3 protein-coding genes are annotated in these 2,106 nt (G+C 63.0%); all 3 read right to left on the bottom strand.

Annotated elements, in window-relative coordinates:
• Positions 1–272, bottom strand: a 272-nt coding sequence (locus tag ABDV69_RS21260) for a hypothetical protein (protein ID WP_343577800.1), incomplete at its 3' end; no start/stop codon positions are given.
• A 97-nt stretch (positions 273–369) separates the two neighbouring features.
• Positions 370–1,470, bottom strand: a complete 1,101-nt coding sequence (locus tag ABDV69_RS21255) for an XRE family transcriptional regulator (protein ID WP_343577798.1) — start codon at positions 1,468–1,470, stop codon at positions 370–372.
• A gap of 90 nt (positions 1,471–1,560) precedes the next feature.
• The coding region (locus ABDV69_RS21250; protein ID WP_343577796.1) for a HEPN domain-containing protein at positions 1,561–2,106 on the bottom strand (546 nt) is incomplete at its 5' end.

Below are 2,106 nucleotides of genomic sequence, written 5' to 3'. Positions count from 1 at the left end.
CTAGCCACCGTGCGGGCGTCACCGTCGTCGAGCACTGCAACCATGTGCCGATGAACGGCGCAGGCCAGCACCGCACACTCACCCAGATTCTTGGTCGGCGGCTCTCCTTTCCTGGACGGCATCTCCGCTTTGATGAGGAGCTGTTCGATCTCCTCGTCGGGGGTGAGCACACCCAGCTCGACCCATGGCACGTCGACGATCGAGGGGATGTCGTAGCCGCGGTCGCGGCCATCCTCCACCTCGGTGTAGACGGTGTCGGGGATCAGGATCACTCCCTGCGGTGCGAGCCGCCGCAGGATGCCCTGGTGTCCGCGCGGCAGAAGTGGGTGAATGTGGAAGTGTCCATCACCCAGCGGCCAGCAGCGGCGCTCACCGCTTCGACTGGAACAGGTACACGTAGTCGGCGGCGGTCTCCGCACGCTGCTGCGGCAGATCACTCTCTTGTAGCTGGCCACGCAGTAGTTCCACCACACGTGGCGCAGTCAACCGACGGTCGACGTACGCGGCCAGGATCGCGGCGGTCAGCTCCGGGGACACCGACGGAGGGTCCAGTTCCTCGGTGGCCAGCGTGATTTGCAATTTGGCGAACTCACCTATAGCGGGATTGTCCCCTTCCACGCTGCGGTACTGCTCGTCAGTGATCACCCCGAGATTGCGTAGATGCAGAATCACCGCCGACCACGACATCCGAAACGCTCCCGCGACACGGATCACCTTGTCCCGCAGCGTGTCCGACTTATTTTTCCCCCAAGCCGCTACCACACCCGAGCGGGGAGCCAGAAGGTGCGCAGCGAATGAGGTGATCATCTGCTCGGCTTCGGCTGTGACGTTGGAGTCATAAGCATCGCCGAATAGCCAATGCCCCAGTTCATGTGCCAGCGACATGCGCCTGCGTCCGGCTCTGGCATCGCCGTCGATCACCGCCGCCGCCGCCCCATCGGCGACCTCGACGAGAGCGCCGTCGGCCCCTTTGTCACCCAGTGACAACGAGCAGGAGTACAGGCCGAAGCGCTCAGCGGTACCGGCAATGTCCAGCAGCGGGTCTGCGTCTAAGCCGAGGTGTTCGCGCACCTGCTTTGCGACGTTCTCGGCGTCGTCATACGACTCAGGAATCGCCCAGGAGGGACGGTCGGCGACGGCCTTGATTACCCCTGATTCGAGCAACGTGGCCACATCGCCGGCGAACAGTTCCAGCTCCCGGTCCAACCTCGCGGTGATCTCATGGTTGGGCCCGGCGTCGGAGCGCCGACTCACCACCATCGGTAGTGGGTCACGCACGAACCACGCAAGCGGGGTGTCCAGCGCAGCCGCGAGGCCCACCAGCTCGACCGCCGACACCTTGCGCTTACCCTTCTCGATCAGCCCAAGAGCTGTGCGGTCGATCCCGACGCTGGTGGCGAGGTGTTGCTGGGTAAGGTCGAGAGCTTTGCGCGCCTCTGCGATCCGCGTGCCGAGCGTCGTCCCATCCATATGCGCGATTTTCACACATATGAATCAGGGTGTCGAGTAGCGGAGGCGCGTGGAATGAGCTGACCTGAGGATATGCCTGCGCGGCGTCACCTACAACAGTGCGCCGCCGTCATCCCCTGGCCAATGTTCTCCTGCAAGCCTCATTGCGGATGCCAGCGTGGGGCTGTCGTACACCGCGAACAGCAGCCGTTCCTTCGGGACGCCGAGCTGGTGCAGCAGGTTCACGTACACGACTGCGGTCGTCATTTTGACGATGGCGCTGAGTAGCTTCACGTCGCTGCTCATGTTCTTACCCCCATGTGCGACCGGATCACGTTCTTTCTTGGTCGCGTCCGCCCAGGCTTCGGGATTGGGCAGCAGCCTGGACATCACCTCGGCATCAGGGATCGCGGCGAGGTCCAGAAGCTTGGTCCGAAGGGTGCGGGTGTTGTGTCCGAGCTTCTCGCGTAGCCATTTCTCGTGCTCCTCGGGGACATGCTCAAGCAAGGACTTCTTCAGTGCCTTGAACTCTGGGTTGGTCATGGGAGGGTCGAAGCCGAGTCCCTCGTGCAGTGCTTTGGCAGCGCCGACAGCGGTGATGAGGTCGGTCTGGAGATAGCCGCTTTGGACATACAACAGACCCAGGATCATGTCAAA

The organism is Mycobacterium sp. (genome assembly GCF_039583785.1).
In the GTDB taxonomy this organism is placed as follows: Bacteria; Actinomycetota; Actinomycetes; order Mycobacteriales; family Mycobacteriaceae; genus Mycobacterium.
Note: the sequence above shows the minus strand (reverse complement) of the source record. Positions and strands in the feature narration are given on the sequence as shown.